We start from the raw sequence: 25,810 nt of genomic DNA on the forward strand, positions 1-25,810 counted from the left end.
CACCTACAAAAGGAGCCACACAGTGATCGAAGCTTTCAGCAGAAACGGTCCGCTTATGGAAGCCAGTAGTTATCCAGTTTGGGCGCAGCGGCTAATCCAGGATTGCAGCAATGCCAAGGCGAAAGTCGTTGAACATGAGCTTTATCAACGCATGCGTGACGGGCAGCTTAGTCCGAAGATCATGCGCCAGTACTTGATTGGCGGCTGGCCGGTAGTTGAACAGTTCGCAGTTTATATGGCCAACAATCTTGCCAAGACCCGCTTCGCCCGTCATCCCGGTGAAGACATGGCGCGGCGCTGGCTGATGCGTAATATCCGGGTGGAGCTCAATCATGCGGATTACTGGATCCACTGGAGCGAGGCTCATGGTGTTTCGCTGGACGACCTGAAAGCGCAGCGGGTATCACCGCATTTACATGCATTGAGTCATTGGTGCTGGCATACCAGCTCGGCCGATTCGCTGATTGTGGCTATCGCGGCCACTAACTACGCCATCGAGGGGGCGACGGGGGAATGGTCGGCAGTGGTGTGTTCCAGCGGCGAATACGCGGAGTCGTTTCCGGAAGAATCAAGAAAGCGGGCCATGAAGTGGCTGAAGATGCATGCGCAATACGATGATTCACATCCGTGGGAAGCGCTGGAAATCATCTGTACCCTGGCGGGTAACGATCCGAGTCAACACTTGCAGGCTGAATTGCGGCAGGCGGTCACCAAAAGCTATGACTATATGTTCCTGTTTCTGGAGCACTGCATGCAACTGGACAAGACGGCTACGCATCGCACGCGGGCGGCCGAGCTTGAAAGCTGAGGATTAACTTGCCATGGCCAGTCGATTACGGCCTTCGCGCTTTGCGACATAGAGCGCGGCATCGGCACGCCGCAACAGGCTGTCAGCGGACTCCGCTGGCAGCAGCGTCGAGCAGCCGAGGCTGACGGTGAGCTCCAGCGGATGGTCCAGAATCGGATAGATCAGGTCATGTGCGGCTTTACGCAGGCGCTCACCGATCATTGCCGCAGATTCGCGTCCGGTGTTCGACAGCACGATCAAAAACTCTTCACCGCCATAACGAAACACCCGGTCGATATTGCGCAGCTGTCCCTTGATTGCCAGGGAAATAGCCTTGAGCACTTCATCGCCCGAGGAATGCCCATAGGTATCGTTGACCTGTTTGAAGTGGTCGATGTCGAGCATTAGCAGCGACAACGGCTGCATGTGACGACGGGCGACTTCGATTTCCCGGGACAGGGTCTGGTCCATCGCGATGCGATTGCCCGCTCCAGTCAATGGATCGCGCAGGGCACTCTGCGTCGCCGAGCGGTAAAGCAGGGCATTGCGCATCGGGAACAGCAGGCAGGCCAGCAGCGACTCAAGGTCCGTGAGCTCTTGCTCGGTAAACCGTTGGTTACGCTGGAAAAGCAGGGTTCCCAGGTATTCGCCTTCGTTACTCAGGCTGTAGTTCACGCTGTGATGCGAGCGCTCGCCGAGCTGTAGATGCAAATCGCTATCACGGTGGTCATAAGTCAGCGCACTGAGGGACATCCAGCGCTGCACGCCTTGAAAAAAGATCGAGAGAACCCGTTCCACTTCCAGGCTGGTCTGTAAATGCAGGCCGAGTTGCTGTATCAACTGGGACAAGTCGACAGGCGGCGGTACGATGTGTTGACTTTGCCTATTACAAAAACCCAGTCGTTGCAATTTGGCGGCGTCGAAATCAATAGCGTTGGTATTGTTGGTCTGGGTAGGAGAAATCATGGTCTCACTCCTCAGCACATATTGCTGGCTTGGCTCGATTAGAGCGAAACTTGTGCCATCTAGTTCATTTATATATATGACTTTGAGTTCAGATAGATATTGAACCGAATTGCCAAAAGCGGGTCGTCGGGCGACAGTTAAATGACAGAAAGAATGAGCCAGTTAATTGACTGCATTCGCCGACGGTGTTTTGCACCGTGGCAAATGCCTTATCCATTGTTGATCAAGCCACTTATTGAGCGTTGTACGCCTGCCCGTTAACCCCTGTGCTGTCGGGGCCCATCAGGTACAGGTAGACCGGCATGATTTCCTCCGGCGTCGGGTTGTTCAGCGGGTTTTCAGCAGGATAGGCATGGGCGCGCATGCTGGTACGGGTAGCGCCGGGGTTGATGCTGTTGGAGCGAACCGCCGCGACGGTGTCGAGTTCGTCGGCGAGGGTCTGCATCAGGCCTTCGGTGGCGAACTTGGATACGCCATAAGCGCCCCAGTAAGCGCGACCCTTGCGTCCGACGCTGCTGGAAGTGAATACCACCGATGCATCCGTCGACAGCTTGAGCAGCGGCAACAGCGTGCTGGTCAGCATGAACATCGCGTTGACGTTGATCTGCATGACGCGCATGAAGTTCTCGCCGGACAGTTGCTCCAGCGGGGTGCGCGGGCCGATGATCGACGCATTGTGCAGCAGGCCGTCCAGGTGACCGAATTCAGTTTCGATCATCGCCGCCAGTTCATCGTATTGATGGGGCAGTGCGGTTTCCAGGTTGAACGGGATCACCACCGGCTGAGGGTGGCCAGCCGCTTCGATCTCGTCATAGACCTGGGTCAGATTGGCTTCGGTCTTGCCCAGCAGCAACACGGTCGCGCCGTGGGCCGCGTAGGTTTTCGCAGCCGCAGCACCAATGCCGCGGCCGGCACCGGTAACCAGAATTATCCGACCAGTCAGCAGGTCAGGACGAGGGGTGTAATCGAACATGGGTTACCTCTTGAGAATTATCCTGGAAAGGCGTGAGCGAGCTTTTTGTGGGAGCGAGCTTGCTCGCGAAAGCCGCGCCGGAGCTTCAAAACGTGTCGAATGTCCCGGCGCCTTCGCGAGCAAGCTCGCTCCCACCAGGCTTGCTCCTACAGCTCGCGTGTCAGCACCCGCACAACGCGTTATCCAGCACCTTGCGCAGGTCCAGCGGATGATCGACCACCACATCCGCACCCCAATGATCGGGATTGTCGTGTGGATGGATATAGCCGTAGCGCACGGCGGCGGTCCTGGTGCCAGCATCGCGACCAGATTCGATGTCACGCAGGTCATCACCGACAAACAGCACGCTGGCCGGGTCCAGGTCGAGCATCTTGCAGGCCAGGATCAGCGGTTCCGGGTGCGGTTTGCTATGGGTGACGTGATCCGGGCAGATCAGCAGCGCCGAGCGTTCCGCCAGCCCGAGCTGTTCCATGATCGGCTGGGCGAAGCGCACCGGTTTGTTGGTGACCACGCCCCAGATCAGATTGGCTTTCTCGATATCCGCCAACAGTTCGCCCATGCCATCGAACAGTTTGCTGTGGACCGCACAGTCGCGTTGATAACGCTCAAGGAACTCCAGGCGCAGGGCCTCGAACTCTTCGGCGTTGGGCGAAAGGGCAAACGTCGCCGCGACCATCGCCTTGGCGCCGCCGGAAACCTCGTCACGGATCAGCTTGTCGTCTACCGCCGGCAGGCCGCGTTCCGCCAACATCGCCTGACAGATGGCGATGAAGTCCGGAGCGGTGTCGAGCAGGGTGCCGTCCATGTCGAATAGAACCGCTCTCAAGCGCATGGCTTACACCTCCCGCAGGGTCTGGATCATGTAATTGACGTCGACATCCGATGCCAGCTTGTAGTGCTTGGTCAGCGGGTTGTACGTCAGGCCGATGATGTCCTTGACCTGCAGGCCGGCAGCACGGCTCCAGGCGCCCAGTTCAGACGGGCGGATGAATTTCTTGAAGTCGTGAGTGCCGCGCGGCAGCAGGCCCATGATGTATTCGGCGCCGACAATGGCGAACAGATACGCTTTGGGATTGCGGTTGATGGTCGAGAAGAACACCTGGCCGCCGGGTTTGACCATGCGGAAGCAGGCGCGGATCACCGAGGATGGATCGGGCACGTGCTCCAGCATCTCCAGGCAGGTCACCACGTCGAACTGCTCCGGCAGTTCCTCGGCGAGGTCTTCGGCGGTGATCTGCCGATATTCGACGCTGACTCCGGACTCCAGTTGGTGCAGTCGAGCCACCGCCAGCGGCGCTTCGCCCATGTCGATACCGGTAACTGTCGCGCCGCGCAGGGCCATGGCTTCACTGAGAATGCCGCCGCCACAGCCGACGTCGAGCACTTTCTTGCCGGCCAGATTGACGCGTTCGTCGATCCAGTTCACACGCAGTGGATTGATATCGTGCAGCGGCTTGAATTCGCTGTTGCGATCCCACCAGCGATGGGCCAGGGCTTCGAATTTGGCGATTTCAGCGTGGTCGACGTTGCTCATGGGAAGTCCTCTTAAACTTGGAAAATCGTGTCGCCAGGCTGGCAGTTATGGTGCCAGTGCAGCTTTATTCTGAGTGGCCGGTGTGGCCTGAAATGCGCTGACCCCAGGCTTTGGCGGTTTCGCACAGCGCCTGTTCATCCATGCGCGTCAAATGGCGGTTTGCTAGCAACTGTTTGCCCGCCACCCAGACATGGCTGACGCAGTCGCGGCCGGTGGCATATATAAGCTGCGATACCGGATCGTAAATTGGCTGCTGGGCCAGGCCGCTCAGATCGAAGGCGACAATATCTGCCGCCTTGCCGATCTCCAGCGAACCGGTGACCTGCGCAATGCCCAAGGCGCGCGCGCCATTCAGGGTGGCCATGCGCAGGGCGCGATGGGCGTCCAGCGCCGTGGCAGAGCCAGCGACCGCTTTCGCCAATAGCGCCGCCGTGCGTGTTTCGCCCAGCAAATCCAGATCGTTGTTGCTGGCCGCGCCGTCGGTGCCCACTGCTACATTGACGCCAGCCTGCCACAGACGTTCGACCGGGCAGAAGCCGCTGGCCAGTTTCAGGTTCGACTCAGGGCAATGGATAACGCTGGAGTTGCTTTCTACCAGCAAAGCCAGGTCCTCATCGCTGATTTGGGTCATGTGCACCGCCTGAAAGCGCGGCCCAAGCATGCCCAGACGATTCAGTCGGGCCAGCGGCCGCTCGCCGGTCAGCTCAACAGCTTGACCGACTTCAAAGGCCGTTTCGTGAACGTGCATCTGAATCATCGCGTCGAGTTCATCGGCGATCACCCGGATCTTCTCCAGGTTGTCATCGCCGATGGTGTACGGCGCGTGAGGCCCGAACGCGACTGTTATACGCGGATGATGGATCAGGTCGTTGAACAACTCGACGCCGGTGTGCAGCGCTTCGTCGGTGGTGCGGGCGCCGGGAATCGGGAAATCCAGCACCGGGACGGTGATTTGCGCGCGCATGCCGCTGACATGCACACGATCTGCGGCAACTTTCGGGAAGAAGTACATGTCCGAGAAACAAGTGATGCCGCCCTTGAGCTGCTCGGCAATCGCCAGATCGGTGCCGTCGCGAACAAAGTCTTCATCGACCCATTTGCCTTCGGCGGGCCAGATGTGTTCTTCCAGCCACGTCATCAACGGCAAATCATCGGCCAGACCGCGAAACAGCGTCATCGCTGCATGGCCGTGGGCGTTGATCAAACCGGGGCTGAGCAGCATGCCCGGCAACTCCAGGGTTTCCAGCGTCGATTGCTTCATCGCTTCGGCGCGTGGACCGATATAAACGATACAGCCATCGCGAATACCCAGGCCGTGCTCCTTGAGCACCACGCCAGCAGGTTCGACCGGCACCAGCCAGGTGGGCAGGAGCAGGAGATCGAGGGGCGCTGAGGGGTTGGGCATGACTGGGTTTCCAGGGCTTATTACAGGGACGGCGAAGTATACCCGAGCGTCTTCGCGGGCGGCTCGCTATAATCGGCGGCTTTTGGTGTCCGGCATTGGTTTTTAGTATGGGGTGTGCAATGCGCGATCGACTTATGGCTGCGGAGAAGGTGAAAGCCATCGATTGGCGGGATGACGCTCTTCATCTGCTGGATCAGCGGGTCCTGCCGTTCCAGGAAATCTGGCTGACTTATACCAGTGCTGCGGGCGTCGCCGAGGCGATTCGCTCGATGGTGGTGCGCGGCGCGCCGGCAATCGGCATCAGCGCCGCCTATGGCGTCGTGTTGGGCGCGCGTGCGCGGATTGCGGCGGGCGGCGATTGGGTCGCGGCGCTGGAGGAAGATTTCCAGGTGCTGGCGGGTTCGCGTCCTACGGCAGTGAATCTGTTCTGGGCGCTGAACCGCATGCGTGATCGCCTGCAGCGCGTCAAGCACAGCGACGATGCGCTGCAGGCGCTGGAAGCCGAGGCGGTGGCGATTCACCTGAGCGATCGGGAAGCCAACCTGACCATGGCCCAACTGGGCGCTGACCTGATTCGCAAGCACCAGGGCAATCTGCAGACCGTTCTGACTCACTGCAATACCGGCGCACTGGCCACGGGTGGTTTCGGCACGGCCCTTGGCGTGATCCGCGCGGCGTACCTTGAAGGCATGATCGAACGTGTCTACGCCGATGAAACCCGGCCATGGCTGCAAGGTTCGCGACTCACGGCCTGGGAGCTGGCCAACGAAGGCATTCCGGTGACGCTCAATGCCGATTCGGCCGCAGCGCACCTGATGCGCACCAAAGGCATCACCTGGGTAATCGTCGGCGCGGACCGGATTACCGCCAATGGTGACGTGGCGAACAAGATCGGTACCTATCAACTGGCCGTGGCTGCCATGCATCACGGCGTGCGCTTCATGGTCGTTGCTCCGAGCTCGACCATCGACATGGACACCGCCAGCGGCGAAGACATCGTCATCGAAGAGCGCGAGGGGCGTGAGCTCCTGGAAATAGGCGGGCAGCGGGTTGGCGCGGACGTCGATGCGTTCAATCCTGTTTTTGATGTAACCCCGGCTGACCTGATTGACGCCATCGTTACTGAAAAGGGCATCGTCGAGCGCCCGGATGCCGCGAAAATGACTCAATTGATGTGTCGCAAGCGCCTGCATTGAGTGCTTTGTTGCGCCATCAGCAGTTTGTCCAGAGGGTGCTATGCGGTCCTGTAAGCGTTTCTCAGACGTCTTACAGGACCGTGGCTCATTTTCAGGGCTTTCAAAGGATAGGTGCGTAGCGGCGTTTGTGGTAACATCCGGCGGTTTCCAAGGGCGCTATTCGTAGTCGTCCTTACTGCGCAGATCCAGAGCTTAACTCGTTGATTTGTCGTAAGTCGTTGCCAGGCAAATGCCAGCAGCGGCGAGCTTCGTTCGTCCCGCATGGATGTGACGAGGTTTCACCAGAAAAAGGAATCAGGCTTCTCATGGGCGAACTGGCCAAAGAAATCCTCCCGGTCAATATCGAAGACGAGCTGAAGCAGTCCTACCTCGACTACGCGATGAGCGTAATCGTCGGTCGGGCATTGCCGGATGCGCGCGATGGCTTGAAGCCCGTGCACCGGCGTGTGCTGTTCGCGATGAGCGAGCTGGGTAACGACTGGAACAAGCCGTACAAGAAATCCGCCCGTGTGGTCGGTGACGTTATCGGTAAGTATCACCCGCACGGCGACACTGCTGTCTATGACACCATCGTCCGGATGGCGCAGCCGTTTTCGCTGCGCTACCTGCTGGTAGACGGTCAGGGCAACTTCGGTTCGGTGGACGGCGACAACGCCGCTGCCATGCGATACACCGAAGTGCGCATGACCAAGCTGGCGCACGAGCTGCTGGCTGACCTGCACAAAGAAACCGTGGACTGGGTGCCGAACTACGACGGCACGGAAATGATCCCTGCGGTCATGCCGACGCGTATTCCCAACCTGCTGGTCAACGGTTCCAGCGGTATTGCCGTGGGTATGGCGACCAACATTCCGCCGCACAACCTCGGTGAAGTCATCGACGGCTGCCTGGCACTCATCGACAACCCCGAGTTGTCGATCGACGAGTTGATGCAATACATCCCGGGCCCCGACTTCCCGACAGCTGCGATCATCAATGGTCGCGCCGGCATCGTCGAAGCCTATCGCACCGGTCGTGGCCGCATCTATATGCGCGCCCGCTCGATGGTGGAGGATATCGACAAGGTCGGTGGCCGCCAGCAGATCGTCATCACAGAGCTGCCGTATCAGCTGAACAAAGCCCGTCTGATCGAAAAGATCGCCGAGCTGGTTAAAGAGAAGAAACTCGAAGGCATCACCGAGCTGCGCGACGAATCCGACAAAGACGGTATGCGTGTCGTGATCGAGCTGCGTCGTGGCGAAGTGCCTGAGGTGATCCTCAACAACCTTTATGCCCAGACCCAGCTGCAAGCGGTGTTCGGCATCAACATTGTTGCGCTGATCGATGGTCGCCCGCGAATCCTGAACCTCAAGGATCTGCTCGAAGCCTTCGTCCGCCACCGTCGCGAAGTGGTTACCCGCCGTACCGTTTTCGAACTGCGCAAAGCCCGTGAACGTGGGCACTTGCTCGAAGGCCAGGCGGTTGCCCTGTCGAACATCGACCCGGTTATTGCATTGATCAAAGCCTCGCCGACACCGGCTGAAGCCAAGGTCGGGCTGATTTCCACCGCGTGGGAATCCAGCGCGGTGGTGGAAATGGTCGAGCGCGCCGGTGCGGACTCATGCCGCCCGGACAACCTCGATCCGCAATACGGCCTGCGTGACGGCAAATATTTCCTGTCGCCGGAACAGGCTCAGGCGATTCTTGAACTGCGTCTGCACCGCCTGACCGGTCTGGAACACGAAAAACTGCTGACTGAGTACCAGGAAATCCTGGCCCAGATCGGCGAACTGCTGCGCATCCTCAACAGCGCCACGCGTCTGATGGAAGTCATCCGCGAAGAGCTGGAGCTGATCCGCGCCGAATACGGCGACGTGCGCCGCACCGAAATTCTCGATGCGCGCCTGGATCTGACGCTCGGCGACCTGATCACTGAAGAAGAGCGTGTCGTAACCATTTCCCACGGCGGCTATGCCAAGACCCAGCCATTGGCGGTCTATCAGGCGCAGCGTCGCGGCGGTAAAGGTAAATCGGCTACCGGCGTCAAGGATGAGGACTACATTGCTCACCTGCTGGTTGCCAACAGTCACACCACGCTGTTGATGTTCTCCAGCAAAGGCAAGGTGTACTGGCTCAAGACTTACGAAATCCCTGAAGCATCCCGTGCTGCGCGCGGACGTCCGCTGGTCAACCTGCTGCCGCTCAGCGAAGGTGAATACATCACCACCATGCTGCCGGTAGACCTGGAAGCCATGCGCAAGCGGGCTGACGAGGAAGAAGGCGAAGTCATCGAAGGCGAAATCGATGACGAGAACAGTACCGAGACCGAAGAAGAACGCAAGGCGCGTATCAAGGCCGCAGACAAGAAGAAGGCGCCGTTCATCTTCATGTCCACCGCCAACGGTACCGTCAAGAAAACTCCGCTGGTGGCCTTCAGCCGTCAGCGTAGCGTCGGTCTCATCGCGCTGGAACTTGATGAAGGCGACATCCTGATCTCCGCGGCCATCACCGATGGCGAGCAGGAAATCATGCTGTTCTCCGATGGCGGCAAGGTCACGCGCTTCAAGGAATCCGACGTTCGAGCCATGGGCCGTACCGCTCGCGGTGTTCGCGGCATGCGTCTGCCAGCAGGCCAGAAGCTGATTTCCATGCTGATCCCGGAAGAAGGCAGCGAGATTCTCACTGCATCGGAACGCGGTTTCGGCAAGCGCACGGCAATTTCCGAGTTCCCTGAATACAAGCGTGGCGGTCAGGGCGTTATCGCCATGGTCAGCAACGAACGTAACGGCCGACTGGTCGGCGCGGTTCAGGTACTCGACGGCGAGGAAATCATGCTGATTTCCGATCAGGGCACACTGGTTCGTACCCGTGTCGACGAAGTTTCCAGCCTGGGCCGTAATACCCAGGGCGTCACGCTGATCAAGCTGGCCAGCGACGAAAAACTGGTCGGCCTGGAGCGTGTGCAGGAGCCATCGGAAGTCGAAGGCGAAGAACTCGAAGGCGTTGATCTGGACGGTGAAGAGCTGGAAGGCGACGCTATTGAAGGCGAAATGCTCGATATCGCAGAAGAAAGCGATGCCGGCGGCGACCTGCAAGCCGACGCTGCGCCGGACGACGAAGAACCGCAAAGCTGATCTGATGTGTAAATAGCAGGGATTCCAAAGGTTTCCTGCAGGAGTTGCCGAAGGCTGCGAACGGTTCAAAACCGTTCGCAGCCTTCGGCACTTCCAACTTCAAACGACCCAAGCCTGAGAAATCAGCGCGTAGTGAGAGTGGATATGAGCAAGCGAGCCTTTAACTTCTGCGCAGGTCCTGCTGCGCTACCTGAAGCTGTTCTGCTGCGTGCCCAGGCGGAACTGCTGGACTGGCATGGCAAAGGCCTGTCCGTCATGGAAATGAGTCATCGCAGCGATGAATTCACCTCCATTGCCAATAAGGCCGAGCAGGATCTGCGCGACCTCCTGACGATTCCCTCTAACTACAAAGTATTGTTTCTGCAAGGCGGCGCCAGCCAGCAGTTCGCCCAGATTGCGCTGAACCTGCTGCCTGAAGAAGGCACCGCCGACTATATCGACACCGGTATCTGGTCGCAGAAAGCCATTGAAGAAGCTTCGCGTTACGGCCACGTCAACGTTGCCGCAACCGCCAAACCCTATGACTATTTCGCGATTCCCGGTCAGAACGAATGGCAGCTGTCCAAAGACGCGGCCTACGTGCATTACGCGCCCAACGAAACCATCGGCGGCCTGGAATTCAGCTGGATCCCGGAAACCGGTGACGTGCCGCTGATTGCCGACATGTCTTCGGACATCCTTTCGCGTCCGGTGGATATCTCCCGTTTCGGCATGATCTACGCCGGCGCGCAGAAAAACATCGGCCCAAGCGGCCTGGTGGTGGTGATCATTCGTGAAGACCTGCTGGGTCGCGCGCGTTCGCTGTGCCCGACCATGCTCAATTACAAGGTCGCGGCCGACAACGGCTCGATGTACAACACGCCGCCGACGCTGTCCTGGTATCTGTCCGGTCTGGTGTTCGAATGGCTGAAAGAGCAGGGCGGTGTCGAGGCCATTGGCAAGCTCAATCAAGCCAAGCAGCGCACGCTGTATGACTTCATCGATGCCAGCAGCCTGTACAGCAACCCGATCAACAAGTCCGACCGCTCGTGGATGAATGTGCCGTTCCGCCTTGCCGATGATCGCCTGGACAAACCATTCCTGGTCGGTGCTGACGCTCGCGGATTGCTGAACCTCAAGGGTCACCGCTCGGTCGGTGGCATGCGTGCCTCTATCTATAATGCCGTGGACATCACCGCCGTCAACGCGCTGGTTTCCTACATGGCAGAGTTCGAGAAGGAACACGGCTAATGTCCGAACAAGAACTCAAGGCGCTGCGGGTCCGCATCGACAGCCTGGACGAAAAAGTCCTGGAGTTGATCAGCGAACGCGCGCGCTGTGCGCAGGAAGTGGCGCGGGTCAAAATGTCGACCCTGGCCGAAGGCGAAGTGCCGGTTTTCTATCGCCCGGAACGCGAAGCCCAGGTGCTCAAGCGTGTCATGGAGCGCAATCGCGGCCCACTGAGTAACGAAGAGATGGCGCGGCTGTTTCGCGAAATCATGTCGTCGTGCCTGGCTCTGGAGCAACCGCTGAAAGTGGCTTATCTAGGCCCTGAAGGCACGTTTACCCAGGCCGCTGCGATCAAGCACTTCGGCAACGCAGTGATCAGTCTGCCAATGGCCGCCATTGACGAAGTGTTTCGTGAAGTCGTGGCGGGTGCGGTGAATTTCGGCGTAGTTCCGGTGGAAAACTCCACCGAAGGCGCGGTCAACCATACGCTGGACAGCTTTCTCGAACACGACATGGTCATCTGTGGCGAAGTCGAGTTGCGTATTCACCACCATCTATTAGTCGGCGAAAGCACCAAGACTGAAAGCATCAGCCGCATCTATTCCCACGCTCAATCACTGGCGCAGTGCCGCAAGTGGCTGGACGCTCACTACCCGAATGTCGAGCGCGTGGCCGTCGCCAGCAACGCCGAAGCTGCCAAGCGGGTCAAGGGCGAGTGGAACTCGGCGGCTATTGCCGGCGACATGGCTGCTGGCCTGTATGGCTTGACCCGTCTGGCAGAAAAGATCGAAGACCGCCCGGATAACTCCACCCGGTTCCTGATCATCGGCAACCAGGAAGTCCCACCGACCGGCGACGACAAGACCTCGATCATCGTCTCGATGAGCAACAAGCCCGGCGCGCTGCATGAGTTGCTGGTGCCTTTCCATCAAAACGGAATCGATCTGACGCGCATCGAAACGCGACCTTCGCGCAGCGGTAAATGGACCTACGTGTTCTTTATCGACTTCGTCGGCCATCACCGTGATCCGTTGGTCAAGGCCGTGCTGGAACAGATCAGTCAGGAAGCCGTAGCGCTCAAGGTGCTGGGTTCCTACCCGAAAGCAGTTCTTTAACAAGGGGCGAGACATGACTGCCGACTTCCTCGCCCTGGCGCAGCCGGGCGTGCAAAAACTTTCGCCTTACGTTCCGGGTAAACCCGTGGACGAACTGGCTCGTGAGCTGGGTATCGATCCGGCGCACATCATCAAGCTGGCGAGTAACGAAAACTCTCTTGGCGCCAGTCCCAAAGCCTTGGCTGCCATTCGTGACGAGCTCGCCGAGCTGACCCGCTATCCCGACGGCAACGGCTTTGAGTTGAAAAAGCGTCTTGCCGAGCGCTGCCGGGTGCAAACCAGTCAGGTGACGCTGGGCAATGGCTCCAACGATATCCTTGAACTGGTTGCCCGGGCTTACCTGGCGCCGGGGCTCAATGCGGTGTTCAGCGAGTTTGCGTTCGCCATCTATCCGATTGTGACCCAGGCCGTTGGCGCTGACGCCCATGTCGCGCCGGCTAAAGACTGGGGCCATGATCTGCCTGCAATGCTGGCGGCTATCGACAGCAACACGCGGGTGGTTTTCATTGCTAATCCGAACAATCCGACCGGTACCTGGTTCGGCCCGGATGCCTTGAACAGGTTTCTCGCCGCTGTGCCTAAACATGTGCTGGTGGTGCTGGACGAGGCCTATATCGAATACGCCCAAGGCGCCGAACTGCCTGATGGCCTGAATTACCTCGCCGATTTTCCGAACCTGCTGGTGTCGCGCACCTTCTCCAAAGCCTATGGCCTGGCGTCGTTGCGGGTCGGTTATGGCCTGTCCTCGCCAGCCGTTGCCGATGTGCTCAATCGAGTGCGCCAGCCGTTCAACGTCAACAGCTTCGCGCTGGCGGCTGCGTGCGCCGCGCTGGATGACGTGGAATACGTCACCAAAAGCCGCCAGTTGAATGAAGTGGGCATGGAGCAACTGGAAGGCGGCTTGCGTTTGCTGGGCCTGGACTGGATTCCCTCTAAAGGCAACTTTATTGCTGTGGATCTGGGGCGTGAAAGCGCGTCTGTTTATCAGAGCTTGCTCCGCGAGGGCGTGATCGTGCGACCGGTCGGCGGTTATGGCATGCCCAATCACTTGCGCGTCAGCATTGGCCTGCCGCAGGAAAATACCCGTTTCCTTGAAGCGCTGACCAAGGTTCTGGCGCGTGATTGATGTCATCTCAATGCAATCTGCCCGGCCTATGATCGGCCGCCTGGTAGTAGTAGGTCTGGGTTTGATTGGCGGCTCCTTCGCCAAAGGTTTACGCGAAAGCGGATTGTGCGGCGAAGTGGTTGGTGTCGATCTCGACCCTCAATCGCGCAAGCTGGCGGTAGAGCTGGGTGTCGTTGATCGCTGTGAAGAAGACCTGGCAGCTGCCTGTCGTGGTGCCGACGTCATTCAGCTTGCGGTGCCGATTCTGGCCATGGAAAAAATGCTCGCGTTGCTGGCCACTTTCGACCTTGGCGATGCCGTGCTGACCGATGTGGGCAGCGCCAAGGGTAACGTCGTGCGGGCTGCAACCCAGGCTTTTGGCGGCATGCCTGCGCGTTTTGTGCCGGGGCATCCGATTGCGGGTTCGGAGCAGAGCGGTGTGGAAGCGTCCAATGCCCAGTTATTCAAACGTCACAAAGTGATTCTGACGCCGCTGGCCGAAACCGACCCGCAAGCCTTGGCGCTGGTTGATCGGTTGTGGTCCGAGCTGGGCGCCGATGTCGAGCACATGCAGGTCGAACGTCACGATGAAGTGCTGGCTGCGACCAGCCATCTGCCGCATTTACTGGCGTTTGGTTTGGTGGATTCGTTGGCCAAGCGCAATGAAAACCTGGATATTTTCCGTTACGCGGCCGGTGGTTTTCGCGATTTCACGCGTATTGCCGGCAGCGACCCGGTGATGTGGCATGACATCTTCCTCGCCAATCGCGAGGCGGTTTTACGGACTCTGGATACCTTCCGCAGCGACCTCGATGCGTTGCGCGACGCGGTTGATGCGGGTGACGGGCATCAATTGCTGGGCGTGTTCACCCGTGCGCGCGTGGCTCGCGAACATTTCGGCAAGATCCTGGCGCGCCGGGCCTATGTCGATGAACAGCCCGTCAAGGACCTGGTATTTGTTGCCAGCCCGGGCGGTAGCGTTATCGGGCAGATTCGAGTGCCGGGGGACAAGTCCATCTCTCATCGCTCGATCATGCTCGGTTCCCTGGCCGACGGCATCACTGAAGTCGAAGGTTTTCTTGAAGGCGAAGATGCGCTGGCAACGTTGCAGGCTTTTCGTGACATGGGTGTGGTGATCGAAGGTCCGCATCACGGCCGGGTGATTATTTACGGGGTTGGCCTGCACGGGCTGAAAGCTGCACCGGGCCCTGTTTATCTGGGCAACTCCGGCACGTCGATGCGTTTGCTCGCCGGCCTGCTCGCGGCACAGGATTTCGACAGCATGCTGACAGGAGACGCCTCGCTCTCCCGGCGTCCCATGAGTCGGGTTGCCGATCCTTTACGGCAGATGGGTGCTGTCATAGAGACCGCTGCTGAAGGTCGTCCGCCGCTCACGATTCGTGGCGGGCAGGCGCTCAAAGGTCTGACCTATGACATGCCGATGGCCAGCGCTCAGGTTAAATCCTGTTTGTTGCTGGCGGGTCTGTATGCCGAGGGCAAGACCAGTGTGATCGAGCCGGCGCCGACTCGCGACCATACCGAGCGAATGCTGCGTGGTTTTGGCTATCCGGTGAGCGTCGACGGTTCAGTGGTCTGTGTCGAATCCGGTGGAGGATTGACGGCTACCCGGATTGAAGTGCCGGCAGACATCTCCTCGGCGGCGTTTTTCATGGTCGCGGCCTCGATAGCCGAAGGTGCCGATCTGTTGCTTGAACACGTTGGCATCAATCCGACCCGCATCGGCGTGATCCAGATCCTGCGTTTGATGGGGGCGGACATCACCCTGGAAAACCAGCGTGAAGTGGGCGGCGAGCCGGTGGCGGACCTGCGCGTGCGCTCGGCGAAGCTCAAGGGTATCGAAATCCCCGAGGCGCTGGTGCCTCTGGCAATCGACGAGTTCCCGGTTTTATTCGTTGCGGCGGCCTGTGCAGAAGGGCGTACTATCTTGCGCGGTGCACAGGAGTTGCGGGTTAAAGAGTCGGACCGTATCCAGGTCATGGCCGATGGTCTGCTGGCGCTTGGCGTGAGCGTTCAACCGACCCCGGACGGGATTATTATTGACGCGAGTCAGATCGGTGGCGGCGTCGTGAATGCTCATGGCGACCATCGTATCGCCATGGCCTTTAGCGTTGCGTCACTGCGGGCCTCGGCCCCGATTCACATTCATGATTGCGCGAACGTCGCTACGTCGTTCCCAAATTTTCTCGCGCTTTGCGCTCAAGTCGGCATGCGTGTAGTGCAAGAGGGACAGCTGTGAAGATTAAAGCACCGGTTATCACCATCGACGGACCAAGCGGTTCAGGTAAAGGCACAGTTGCCGGTTTGTTGGCCAAGCGGTTGGGATGGTGCCTGCTGGACTCCGGCGCGCTCTATCGTTTGCTGGCGTTCGCCGCTCGCAACCATGGCGTCGACCTGACCAACGAAGAAGCCCTGAAGCTGCTGGCCGCGCACCTCGATGTGCAATTCGAAGCCGGGCCTGGCGGTCAGGGGCAGCGCATCATCCTCGAAGGCGAGGACGTGACCCATTCGATTCGTAATGAGCAAATCGGCAGCGGCGCTTCGCAGGTCGCTTCATTGCCTGCGGTGCGTGATGCATTGCTGCAACGTCAACGGGCCTTTCAGGAAGAGCCGGGCCTTGTCGCAGACGGGCGCGACATGGGTACGGTGGTGTTTCCGGACGCCCCGCTGAAGATTTTTCTGACCGCCAGTGCCGAGGAACGTGCTCGACGCCGTTACTTGCAGTTGAAGGCCAAAGGCGATGATGTTAGTCTGTCGAGTCTGCTAGATGAGATATGTGCACGCGACGAGCGTGACACCCAGCGAGCGGTAGCGCCGCTCAAGCCGGCGCATGACGCCATACAGCTGGATTCCACGGAATTATCCATCGAGCAGGTGTTGGAACGCATCATGAGTGAAATCGCGCTTCGCGATATCGCCGGATGACAAAGAAGCGTGTGGGAGACCAGTCGAGTCCCGCAGGCTTTCTTTTACTTGAACGAAACCCACGTTGTCTGGAATGTGGCAGATGGGCGTATTCTTCGCCCTTGATCAACAGGAATTAAAATGAGCGAAAGCTTTGCAGAACTTTTTGAAGAAAGCCTAAAGACCCTCAACCTTCAGGCCGGTTCGATCATCACCGCGATCATCGTTGATATCGATTACCAGGCTGGATGGGTGACGGTTCACGCCGGTCTCAAATCTGAAGGCCTCATCCCGCTGGAGCAGTTCCACAACGACGCTGGCGAGCTGACCATCAAGATCGGCGACGAAGTTCACGTTGCTCTTGACGCGGTCGAAGACGGCTTTGGCGAAACCAAGCTGTCCCGCGAAAAAGCCAAGCGTGCCGAGTGCTGGATCGTTCTGGAAGCGGCTTTCGCAGCTGAAGAAGTGGTCAAGGGCGTTATCAACGGTAAGGTTAAAGGCGGCTTCACTGTCGACGTTAACGGCATCCGTGCGTTCCTGCCAGGTTCTTTGGTTGACGTCCGCCCTGTGCGTGACACGACTCACCTGGAAGGCAAAGAGCTCGAGTTCAAGGTCATCAAGCTCGACCAGAAACGCAACAACGTTGTCGTTTCCCGTCGCAGCGTCCTCGAAGCCGAGAACAGTGCCGAGCGCGAAGCTCTGCTCGAGTCCTTGCAGGAAGGCCAACAAGTCAAAGGTATCGTCAAGAACCTCACGGATTACGGCGCATTCGTCGATCTGGGTGGCGTCGATGGCCTGCTGCACATCACCGACATGGCCTGGAAGCGCATCAAGCATCCATCGGAAATCGTCAATGTTGGCGATGAGATCGATGTAAAAGTCCTGAAGTACGATCGCGAACGCAATCGTGTTTCTCTGGGCCTGAAGCAACTGGGCGAAGACCCATGGGTTGCTATCAAAGCTCGTTACCCGGAAGGCACTCGCGTAACTGCCCGTGTTACCAACCTGACCGACTACGGCTGCTTCGCAGAGCTGGAAGAAGGCGTGGAAGGCCTGGTACACGTTTCCGAAATGGACTGGACCAACAAAAACATCCACCCTTCGAAAGTCGTTCAAGTCGGCGACGAAGTGGAAGTTATGGTTCTGGACATCGACGAAGAGCGTCGTCGTATCTCCCTCGGCATCAAGCAGTGCAAATCTAACCCATGGGAAGATTTCTCTGGCCAGTTCAACAAGGGCGATAAAATCTCCGGCACCATCAAGTCGATCACCGATTTCGGTATCTTCATTGGTCTGGACGGCGGCATCGACGGCCTGGTTCATCTGTCCGACATCTCCTGGAACGAAGTGGGCGAAGAAGCCGTACGTCGTTTCAAGAAGGGCGACGAACTCGACACCGTTATCCTGTCTGTAGATCCAGAGCGCGAGCGTATCTCGCTGGGTATCAAGCAGCTGGAAAGCGATCCGTTCTCCGAGTACGTCACTGTCAATGACAAAGGCGCAATCGTCCGCGGTATCGTTAAAGAAGTTGACGCCAAAGGCGCCATCATCACTCTGGCCGACGACATCGAAGCTACCCTCAAAGCCTCCGAAATCAGCCGTGACCGCGTTGAAGACGCGCGTAACGTTCTGAAAGAAGGCGAAGAGATCGAAGCCAAGATCATCAGCGTTGACCGCAAGAGCCGCGTGATCAGCTTGTCCATCAAGTCGAAAGACGTTGAAGACGAGAAAGAAGCGATCCAAAGCCTGCGTAGCAAGCCAGAAACTGCAGAAAGCACCGGTCCTACCACTATTGGTGACCTGCTTCGCGCACAAATGGAAAAACAGAACTAAGTTCTGATTGACCATTAAAAAGGGCGACTTCGGTCGCCCTTTTTTGTGGGCGGGATTTGACTATGGGCTCCTGGTGCTTCGATAGTCGGCCTTATCGACAACGGTCGGTTCGCCTAGCTATCCCTGACGTTTTCGCCTTGAGGAGCCTTAGGGGCGCTTTCCGGTCTCTCGCCTTGCATTAGCTCTTTTGCCCACGGGAGACGATTTTCCAACAGTGTAAGGATCACATAAGTCAATACTCGGGCTGTTCAAATCGATCCGGTCATGCTAAAACCTTCGGAGCGCTGATCTAGCTGCTTGAAAAAGAAGGGAAAAATATGACGAAGTCGGAGTTGATCGAACGAATTGTCACCCATCAAGGGCTGCTCTCATCCAAGGATGTTGAGCTGGCCATCAAGACCATGCTTGAACAAATGTCCCAATGTCTGGCCACCGGCGACCGTATCGAAATACGTGGCTTTGGCAGCTTCTCTTTGCACTATCGCGCTCCGCGTGTGGGCCGTAACCCAAAAACCGGCCAGTCGGTTACGCTCGATGGCAAATTTGTTCCGCACTTCAAGCCAGGCAAAGAACTGCGCGACCGCGTTAATGAAGACGAAGAAGAAGGGCTCTAGACCTTCAGAACGGAGAATAGATACATGCAGATTCTAGTACGCGCGCTCCTGGGCATTGTCGCCTTGGCCGTAGTCGCGACCACGATTATTTTCATCCTGGAAAACCAGCAACCTGTTTCGCTGGCATTCCTGGGATGGTCGGCGCCGCACCTCTCCCTAGCGGTGCCCATAGTCCTCGCGCTTTTGATCGGCATGCTCATTGGTCCGTTTTTGTCATGGGCAATGAGTCTGCGCAAAAAACGCAAAGTGGCGGCTATCTAGCCGTCTTGTTGCAGTACTCCGCAGTCTGCGTCCGTCGGATTCTGAAATCTCGGAATCCTCCCACGATGTTCCCGGGCTGTTCTTCATCTCCGGACCTGATCGAAAATCCGGTAAAAATATTCGCTTGACCTGCATCTGTCTGCGAAAGGGTTGCCTGCCTTCGTAGCGGTTCCATCAAAGTTTGTAGGAATTTTCTTCTAAATTGCTAAGAAAAATAGTTGATTCTTGTAAGGCTGTATAACTTGGTTATATGGCATATACGTTGACCCCTTTGTTTATAGGGTTGGATTTTTATTTTGTATCTGGTTTCGCCAATGCATGGTGTTGTCAACCCAGTTGCAATAAATCTGCTCGCGAGCAAAATGCACCTCATTCCCTATATAGACGAGCATGGTTGAACCAATCGAAGTGTGTTTGAAATGCCCCTAAGCGCATGTATGTGCACGACGGCATTTTGGCTTGCTGCGAGGATTCTGACCTACCGCTGAGTCAGGATTGAAGAGGTCATTCATGCACTATCCCCAAATCACTCATCATGGCGCCGTTGCGACTGTTACTGGCTCATGTCATGAGTTACATATGGATAAACATCACAGCCTGCTCGTCGATTGTGGGACTTTGTTGGAACCTGTTGACGGAAAAAAGCGGTCCGCTGTCAACTCCATTCAGTTTGCTCTGGACACCATAAAGGTGTTGGTACTAACCCATGTGCATACCGATCATGTCGGTCGCATTCCGGAGTTGTTGGCTGCCGGGTACAACGGTCCCATTCTGTGTAGCGAACCCTCTGCTCATCTGTTGCCAGTTGTCCTCCAAGACGCTTTCAGTCATCAGTTTGGCCGTTCCCAAGAGGAGCTGGATAAATATCTGACGATCATCAACAAACGAATAATCGCACTGCCGTTTGATCGATGGTTCACGATCGTTGAAACCGATCAATTGGTATGCAGCATTCGCCTGCAGCGAGCAGGGCATATCCTGGGTTCGGCGTATGTTGAGTGCGATATCAATTACCCGCTGGAGTCGCGTAACAAGCGTGTAGTGTTTTCCGGCGACCTGGGTTCAAGCCATACACCTTTTTTGCCAAGCCCCAAGTCGCCCGAGCGAGCCGACATACTGGTATTGGAAAGCACCTATGGTGACCGCTTGCATGAAGATCGCGCCAGCCGACAGCAGCGGCTCGAAGCGGTTATAGATCAAGCCCTGGCCGATAACGGCACGGTATTGATTCCGGCCTTCAGCATTGGCCGCACGCAAGAGCTATTGTATGAAATCGAAGATATCCTGCGCCGTAAAGCGCTCGCCAATGCGCCTTTCCCTGCCGATATTGAAGGTGTTCAAACTGGTCCGGCGGTGGGCTGGTCGCAATTGCCAGTCATTCTGGATTCTCCCCTCGCAGCTAGCTTCACCAGGATATACAGGGACTTCAACGACTACTGGGATGCTGAAGCTCAGGAGCGACTGAGCGACGGGCGTAGCCCCTTGGCGTTCGAACAATTGGTCACCATCGACAGTCACGACAAGCATCTCCAGGTCGTCAACTATCTATCCAGTACCAAACGTCCAGCGATTGTCATTGCAGGTCACGGTATGTGTGCAGGCGGCCGAATCGTCAATTACCTCAAGGCTATGCTGGGCGATAGCCGACACAACGTTCTCTTCGTAGGCTATCAAGTCAAAGGCACTCCCGGCGCAGCCATTCAAAAGTACGGACCGCAGGGCGGTTACGTAGAACTGGATCGGGAGCGTTTCGCAATCAACGCAGGCGTGACCACTGTGGGCGGGTACTCTGCGCATGCGGATCAAGGTGACTTGATTGAGTTCGTGACGGGGATGAGTGAATGGCCCGAAGAGGTGCGGCTGGTGCATGGTGAGTCCGATGCGAAGGAGGCTTTGAATGCCTCACTGAAGCGTAAGTACGCGACTAAAAAGCGCGCCGTAACGATTGCCAGCTAATAACTGTTGGCGCCGGGCAATCTGTCAGATTTGCTATTAAACATTGTAGAAGCCCAGATAGCTGACGTGCCGCATCGCCGCACGGGCGTTATACACACATCGTGTTATTTGGCACCCACGCAACCACTCTGAATATTTCAATTGAGTTTTGAAGTCCTGCCGGTAACATCCCTGAGATTTCCAGAGTACGGTCTCATGGTTGGTAAAACCACATTGATTGGCATTACTGGCGCGACAGGGTTTGTCGGTGGTGCCATTTCGCGTCATTTGTCGGGTCGCTCCGCATTTTCGGTACGTGTCGCCGTACGTGGTGATTGCTCCGAACCCGAGAATGCCGTGGAAGTTGTAACGATCAAGTCGATCGACCCGGACGCTCAGTGGGAAAATTTTGTCGAGGGCGTGGACGTTGTTATCCACGCCGCCGCCCGCGTCCACGTGATGAACGACTCTTCAGCAGATCCTGACGCGGAGTATCTGCGCATCAACGTAGCCGGAACGCTGAACCTTGCCGAGCAGGCTGCGGCTGCTGGCGTGAAGCGCTTTATCTTCATCAGTTCAATCAAGGTGAACGGCGAGGCAACAGCATCAGCCAAACCCTTTACAGCCGACCAGCCTGCCAATCCTTCTGATCCCTATGGCGTCTCCAAGGCGAAGGCGGAGCAAGGGCTTCGAGAACTCGCCGGTCGCACGGGCATGGAAGTGGTCATTATTCGCCCGGTGCTGGTCTACGGTCCGGGCGTCAAGGCCAACTTCCTGAGCATGATGCGCTGGCTCGACAAAGGTGTTCCGCTGCCGCTCGGTGCCATCAACAACCGGCGCAGTCTGGTTGCGCTGGACAATCTGGTGGATCTGATTGTCACGTGCATTCAACATCCGGCCGCAACCAACCAGACGTTTCTGGTGAGCGACGGCGATGATCTGTCTACAACCGGGCTGCTTAGGCAAATGGCCAAGGCCCTGGGTAAGCCAGCGCGCCTGATCCCGGTGCCGATGTGGTTGTTGACGACAGCCGCCACGCTGTTGGGGAAGCGAGCTTTTTCACAACGACTCTGCGGTTCCCTGCAGGTCGATATAAGCAAAACCTGTACGATGCTCGGCTGGGTGCCTCCGGTCAGTGTCGAAGAAGCCATGAAGACGACTGCGAAATATTATCTGGAACATAAAAACGATGAGTGAGTGGTGGTGGGTCGTAGTAGCGGTGTTGTTGTCGTTAACGCTGACGGCTGGTCTTCGTCGCTATGCGCTTTCGCAAAGTTTGATGGATGTGCCCAATGCCCGTAGTTCGCATTCGGTGCCGACGCCACGCGGGGGCGGCGTTGCTATCGTGGTTACATTTTTGCTGGCGCTGGTGTTGCTCGGTGTCCAGCAGAAGCTTCCGGCTGCTGCACTTATAGCGGTGGGAGGGGCAGGAGTTCTGGTCGCGGTGATCGGTTTCATGGACGATCACGGGCACATTGCCGCTCGTTGGCGGTTGCTTGGTCATTTTGCTGCTGCTGCATGGGCGCTGTTCTGGTTGGGCGGTATGGCGCCACTGGATTTTTTTGGCGTGCGGGTCGATCTCGGTTTTGTCGGCAACGTTCTCGCGGCCTTCTATCTAGTATGGATGCTTAATCTCTACAACTTCATGGATGGCATCGACGGCATTGCCAGTATTGAGGCGTTGAGCGTTTGTTGCGGCGCCAGCTTTATTTACATGGTGTGCGGTTTTACCGAGCTGATCTGGATGCCGGTGTTGCTGGCAGGGGCCGTTGCCGGGTTTCTCTTCTGGAATTTCCCGCCGGCGAAAATCTTCATGGGCGATGCAGGCAGCGGTTTTCTGGGTGTCGTACTAGGTGTGGCTTCGCTGCAGGCGGGCTGGGCGTCGCCCCAACTGTTTTGGGCGTGGTTGATTTTGCTGGGAGTGTTCATTGTCGATGCGACCTTCACCCTCATCCGGCGTTTGTTGCGTGGGGACAAGGTCTACGAAGCCCATCGCAGTCATGCTTATCAATTCGCATCACGGCGGTACGGTCGGCACCTCCCAGTCACGCTGGCAGTGGGCCTGATTAACCTGTTGTGGTTGTTGCCCGTAGCGCTGTGGGTGGCAACGTCCGGAATTGACGGGCTGTTGGGGATTTGCATTGCCTATGTGCCGCTGGTGTTGCTGGCAGTCAAATTCAGTGCGGGTGCATTCGAGCGCGATTGACAGCGCGGCACCCCGGTTTTTCAGATAAATTGAAACAATTCCGTGTTTGCGTAACAGTTCAAATTCGTTGTGTCGAAACGAGAGGGGTAGCAAGAGGTGCGGGAAGGAGTCATGAACACGTTACGGAATTTTTTGGTGGCACTGCCGCGTCGACAAAAGCGTGTGATTCAGGTCGCCACTGATGTCGTATTGGTCTGGTTCGCGCTTTGGATGGCGTTCGTCGTTCGTCTGGGAATCGACGACCTGATCAATCCGCTGGAAAAACATACCTGGCTGTTCATCAGCGCGCCGATTGTCGCTATCCCTCTGTTTATCCGGTTCGGAATGTACCGCGCTGTCATGCGCTATTTCGGCAACGATGCGCTGATAGCGATCATCAAGGCCGTCAGTCTTTCCGCTCTTATTCTGGGCTGCATCGTTTATTCCTACAGCAATCATCAGCCTGTGGTGCCGCGTTCCATCATGTTCAACTATTGGTGGTTGAGCCTGGTGATGATCGGTGGGCTACGCCTGGCGATGCGTCAATATTTCCTCGGCGACTGGTTTTCTGCCGCGCAGCACGTGCCGTTTACCAACCGTGATGACGGTTTGCCCAAGGTCGCGATCTATGGCGCGGGCGCGGCAGGTAATCAACTGGTCGCAGCCCTGAGAATGGGCCGCCTGATGCGGCCGGTGGCATTTATCGATGACGACGAATCCATCTCCAATCGCGTGATTTCCGGGCTGCAGGTTTACAAGCCCAAGCACATTCAGCGAATGATCGAGGTCACAGGCGCTCAGGAAATATTACTGGCGATTCCGTCATCGACCCGAGGCCGACGTCGCGAGGTTCTGGGGTATCTCGAAGGCTTTCCGCTGCATGTGCGCAGCGTGCCCGGCTTCATGGATCTGGCGGCAGGCCGGGTCAAGGTTGACGACCTCCAGGAAGTGGACATTGCCGACCTGCTCGGGCGCGATTCCGTACCCGCCCAGGAGGATTTACTGGAGCGCTGCATCAAAGGCCAGGTTGTGCTGGTAACCGGAGCCGGAGGGTCGATCGGCTCAGAACTCTGTCGACAGATTCTGTTGCTTGGGCCGACGACGCTGTTGTTGTTCGATCACAGTGAGTTCAACCTCTACACCATCCTGTCCGAGCTTGAGCAGCGTGTTGCGCGCGAGTCTCTGTCAGTGAAGTTGTTGCCGATTCTGGGCTCGGTTCGCAATCACTCCAAGTTGCTGGACATCATGAAAACCTGGCATGTGGCAACGGTTTATCACGCCGCAGCGTATAAGCATGTGCCCATGGTTGAGCACAATATTGCCGAAGGCGTGATCAACAATGTCGTAGGTACGCTTAACACTGCCCAGGCCGCGCTGCAGGCGGGTGTCGCGAACTTTGTGCTGATTTCCACGGACAAGGCTGTCCGGCCAACCAATGTCATGGGCAGCACCAAGCGTCTGGCCGAATTGACCCTGCAAGCCTTGAGCCGCGAAACAGCGCCGGTAATGTTCGGTGACAAGGGCAATGTTTATCAAGTCAACAAAACCCGTTTCATCATGGTTCGCTTTGGCAACGTCCTGGGCTCCTCGGGCTCGGTGATTCCGCTTTTCCATAAGCAAATCCAGTCCGGCGGACCATTGACGGTCACGCACCCGAAAATTACCCGTTACTTCATGACTATTCCGGAAGCCGCCCAGTTGGTAATCCAGGCCGGTTCCATGGGGCAGGGCGGAGATGTGTTCGTTCTGGACATGGGCGAGCCAGTGAAGATCGTCGAACTTGCAGAGAAGATGGTGCATTTGTCAGGCCTGAGTATTCGATCCGAGAAAAATCCTCATGGCGATATCTCTATTGAATTCACTGGACTGCGTCCAGGCGAAAAATTGTACGAAGAATTGTTGATCGGCGATAACGTGGTGTCGACCGAACATCCGATGATCATGAGCGCTCAGGAAGACTATCTGTCCTGGGAAGTATTGAAGGTGCGTCTCTCGCAACTTCTTACAGCCGTTGAAGACGATGACTATACCGCCGTCAGACAACAACTCAGGGAAACCGTCAGTGGTTATTCGCCGGACGGAGAAATTGTTGACTGGATATATCAGGAGCGTCGCGGCGAGTTTTGACAGGGAATTGGATTGATCAAATTTATCTGATTAGTTGTAAGTTATTTTTACCTCGGACGGAAGTAATAATTCGAAACTCTTGCCACCTTTGACAGCTCCCATTCATCAACTAATTTGAATGAGCAACTTTGGAAAGTTGCCCACTTTAATGATGTTATGGAGCCTGCTAATGCGTAAATCTTTTTTGTCCTCGCTATTGTTTGCTTTGCTAACCAGTGCTTCGGTCGCGGTTACGGCCGCCCCGATGCCGCCTGCAACAATCGACGCGCCGAAGATGGCGAGCATGCAGCAACAGATAACCGATAAGGTCAATATCAACACCGCCGATGCGGACACCCTTCAAAAACAGCTGTCCGGTATTGGCATGGGTAAAGCCAATGCCATCGTTGCCTACCGCGAGACCAATGGCGAGTTCACGTCGGTTGATGAGCTCATTGAAGTGAAGGGCATTGGCAAAGCCATTCTGGAAAAGAACCGCGAAAAGCTTGTGGTTCAGTAACGCGCCCTGACCTCGCTCCAACCCGGCCGAT

21 protein-coding genes are annotated in these 25,810 nt (G+C 57.1%); 16 read left to right on the plus strand and 5 right to left on the minus strand.

Features of this window, described 5'->3' with window-relative positions; all coding sequences use genetic code 11:
* Positions 1 to 22 precede the first annotated feature (22 nt).
* A complete protein-coding gene (locus ACP7E4_RS03705; RefSeq protein WP_426111770.1) occupies positions 23 to 808 on the plus strand; it encodes a TenA family transcriptional regulator in 786 nt (261 codons plus the stop codon).
* 3 nt (positions 809 to 811) lie between these two features.
* Here the strand turns inward: ACP7E4_RS03705 and ACP7E4_RS03710 are convergent, their stop codons facing one another.
* The 5 genes from ACP7E4_RS03710 to ACP7E4_RS03730 all read right to left on the minus strand — a co-directional run bounded on the left by ACP7E4_RS03710 (position 812) and on the right by ACP7E4_RS03730 (position 5,665).
* Positions 812 to 1,753 carry a GGDEF domain-containing protein gene (locus ACP7E4_RS03710; RefSeq protein WP_426111768.1) on the minus strand — a complete coding sequence of 314 codons (942 nt, stop codon included), beginning with the start codon at positions 1,751 to 1,753 and terminating at the stop codon, positions 812 to 814.
* A gap of 232 nt (positions 1,754 to 1,985) precedes the next feature.
* On the minus strand, positions 1,986 to 2,726 hold the full coding sequence (locus ACP7E4_RS03715) for a YciK family oxidoreductase (RefSeq protein ID WP_426111766.1): 741 nt from the start codon (positions 2,724 to 2,726) through the stop codon (positions 1,986 to 1,988).
* A 160-nt stretch (positions 2,727 to 2,886) separates the two neighbouring features.
* Positions 2,887 to 3,558, minus strand: a complete 672-nt coding sequence (gene mupP, locus ACP7E4_RS03720) for an N-acetylmuramic acid 6-phosphate phosphatase MupP (protein WP_426111764.1) — start codon at positions 3,556 to 3,558, stop codon at positions 2,887 to 2,889.
* Between the two features lie 3 nt (positions 3,559 to 3,561).
* Entirely contained in the window at positions 3,562 to 4,260 is a 699-nt protein-coding gene (gene ubiG, locus ACP7E4_RS03725) for a bifunctional 2-polyprenyl-6-hydroxyphenol methylase/3-demethylubiquinol 3-O-methyltransferase UbiG (RefSeq protein ID WP_426111762.1), read from the minus strand.
* Positions 4,261 to 4,324: 64 nt separating this feature from the next.
* Positions 4,325 to 5,665: a TRZ/ATZ family hydrolase gene (locus ACP7E4_RS03730; protein ID WP_426111760.1), complete on the minus strand. Its 1,341-nt coding sequence runs from the start codon at positions 5,663 to 5,665 to the stop codon at positions 4,325 to 4,327.
* A gap of 119 nt (positions 5,666 to 5,784) precedes the next feature.
* Between ACP7E4_RS03730 and mtnA the strand changes: the two genes are divergently transcribed.
* The 15 genes from mtnA to ACP7E4_RS03805 all read left to right on the plus strand — a co-directional run bounded on the left by mtnA (position 5,785) and on the right by ACP7E4_RS03805 (position 25,779).
* Positions 5,785 to 6,861, plus strand: a complete 1,077-nt coding sequence (mtnA, locus tag ACP7E4_RS03735) for an S-methyl-5-thioribose-1-phosphate isomerase (protein WP_426111758.1) — start codon at positions 5,785 to 5,787, stop codon at positions 6,859 to 6,861.
* A 305-nt stretch (positions 6,862 to 7,166) separates the two neighbouring features.
* Complete coding sequence (gene gyrA / locus ACP7E4_RS03740; RefSeq protein WP_426111756.1) at positions 7,167 to 9,974, plus strand: DNA gyrase subunit A; 2,808 nt, start codon at positions 7,167 to 7,169, stop codon at positions 9,972 to 9,974.
* A 144-nt stretch (positions 9,975 to 10,118) separates the two neighbouring features.
* Positions 10,119 to 11,204, plus strand: coding sequence for a 3-phosphoserine/phosphohydroxythreonine transaminase (serC, locus tag ACP7E4_RS03745; RefSeq protein WP_426111754.1), 1,086 nt, complete (start codon positions 10,119 to 10,121; stop codon positions 11,202 to 11,204).
* Positions 11,204 to 12,298 (plus strand): prephenate dehydratase, encoded by a 1,095-nt coding sequence (pheA, locus tag ACP7E4_RS03750; RefSeq protein WP_426111753.1) that lies wholly within the window; start codon positions 11,204 to 11,206, stop codon positions 12,296 to 12,298. Before serC ends, pheA begins: the two co-directional genes overlap by 1 nt.
* Before the next feature lie 13 nt (positions 12,299 to 12,311).
* Entirely contained in the window at positions 12,312 to 13,424 is a 1,113-nt protein-coding gene (hisC, locus tag ACP7E4_RS03755; RefSeq protein WP_426111751.1) for a histidinol-phosphate transaminase, read from the plus strand.
* Positions 13,425 to 13,452: 28 nt separating this feature from the next.
* Positions 13,453 to 15,660, plus strand: a complete 2,208-nt coding sequence (locus ACP7E4_RS03760) for a bifunctional prephenate dehydrogenase/3-phosphoshikimate 1-carboxyvinyltransferase (protein WP_426112064.1) — start codon at positions 13,453 to 13,455, stop codon at positions 15,658 to 15,660.
* On the plus strand, positions 15,657 to 16,346 hold the full coding sequence (cmk, locus tag ACP7E4_RS03765) for a (d)CMP kinase (protein WP_020289190.1): 690 nt from the start codon (positions 15,657 to 15,659) through the stop codon (positions 16,344 to 16,346). Before ACP7E4_RS03760 ends, cmk begins: the two co-directional genes overlap by 4 nt.
* A gap of 120 nt (positions 16,347 to 16,466) precedes the next feature.
* The gene (gene rpsA / locus ACP7E4_RS03770; protein WP_020289191.1) at positions 16,467 to 18,158 is read left to right on the plus strand and encodes a 30S ribosomal protein S1; all 1,692 of its coding nucleotides are present in this window, start codon (positions 16,467 to 16,469) and stop codon (positions 18,156 to 18,158) included.
* A 317-nt stretch (positions 18,159 to 18,475) separates the two neighbouring features.
* The gene (gene ihfB / locus ACP7E4_RS03775) at positions 18,476 to 18,772 is read left to right on the plus strand and encodes an integration host factor subunit beta (RefSeq protein ID WP_020289192.1); all 297 of its coding nucleotides are present in this window, start codon (positions 18,476 to 18,478) and stop codon (positions 18,770 to 18,772) included.
* 24 nt (positions 18,773 to 18,796) lie between these two features.
* A complete protein-coding gene (locus tag ACP7E4_RS03780) occupies positions 18,797 to 19,033 on the plus strand; it encodes a lipopolysaccharide assembly protein LapA domain-containing protein (RefSeq protein WP_426111748.1) in 237 nt (78 codons plus the stop codon).
* 510 nt (positions 19,034 to 19,543) lie between these two features.
* Positions 19,544 to 20,989: an MBL fold metallo-hydrolase gene (locus ACP7E4_RS03785; protein ID WP_426111746.1), complete on the plus strand. Its 1,446-nt coding sequence runs from the start codon at positions 19,544 to 19,546 to the stop codon at positions 20,987 to 20,989.
* A 195-nt stretch (positions 20,990 to 21,184) separates the two neighbouring features.
* Positions 21,185 to 22,165, plus strand: coding sequence for a UDP-glucose 4-epimerase family protein (locus tag ACP7E4_RS03790; protein ID WP_426111744.1), 981 nt, complete (start codon positions 21,185 to 21,187; stop codon positions 22,163 to 22,165).
* Positions 22,158 to 23,174: an MraY family glycosyltransferase gene (locus ACP7E4_RS03795; RefSeq protein WP_426111742.1), complete on the plus strand. Its 1,017-nt coding sequence runs from the start codon at positions 22,158 to 22,160 to the stop codon at positions 23,172 to 23,174. Before ACP7E4_RS03790 ends, ACP7E4_RS03795 begins: the two co-directional genes overlap by 8 nt.
* Before the next feature lie 111 nt (positions 23,175 to 23,285).
* Positions 23,286 to 25,280, plus strand: a complete 1,995-nt coding sequence (locus ACP7E4_RS03800; RefSeq protein WP_426111740.1) for a polysaccharide biosynthesis protein — start codon at positions 23,286 to 23,288, stop codon at positions 25,278 to 25,280.
* Between the two features lie 169 nt (positions 25,281 to 25,449).
* Entirely contained in the window at positions 25,450 to 25,779 is a 330-nt protein-coding gene (locus tag ACP7E4_RS03805; RefSeq protein WP_426111738.1) for a ComEA family DNA-binding protein, read from the plus strand.
* Positions 25,780 to 25,810: the final 31 nt, after the last annotated feature.

Origin of the sequence: Pseudomonas sp. DSP3-2-3 (assembly GCF_049898225.1) — a bacterium.
Taxonomy (GTDB): domain Bacteria; phylum Pseudomonadota; class Gammaproteobacteria; order Pseudomonadales; family Pseudomonadaceae; genus Aquipseudomonas.